The sequence below is a fragment of the Mesorhizobium sp. M2E.F.Ca.ET.209.01.1.1 genome, assembly GCF_004010375.2.
Taxonomy (GTDB): Bacteria; Pseudomonadota; Alphaproteobacteria; order Rhizobiales; family Rhizobiaceae; genus Mesorhizobium.
In genome coordinates this window covers 1-307 of record NZ_SADP02000933.1, presented here as the reverse complement: position 1 = coordinate 307, position 307 = coordinate 1, and the positions used below count along the sequence as shown (strand labels likewise).

The following is a 307-nucleotide window of genomic DNA, read 5'->3' as shown; positions in this document are numbered from 1 at the left end:
CTGGGCTGAGAAATTGGGCCGGATTGCCAGTTACCAATCTAGCGGGTGGGGAGAATGTAGTCTTTGAGATCAAGGCAAAGGCACATCTGGACCTTGAGCGCCCGATCCTGGGATTCACTGTTCGCGATCGGCATGGTCAGGTTGTCTTTGCCGACAATACATTTCTGACGTATCGCCACGATGACATCGTTGTGCGAGCGGGTGAGACGATCGTCGGCCGGTTTGCCTTTCAGATGCCCTACCTCCCGACGGGGGACTATGGAATTACGGTAGCACTCGCCACCGGAAATCAGGCTGAACACATCAA

1 protein-coding gene is annotated in these 307 nt (G+C 54.7%); it reads right to left on the bottom strand.

All coding sequences use genetic code 11. From position 1 onward, the window contains the following. Window positions 1–38: 38 nt before the first annotated feature. The coding region (locus EN852_RS42945) for a hypothetical protein (RefSeq protein WP_246694576.1) at window positions 39–307 on the bottom strand (269 nt) is incomplete at its 5' end.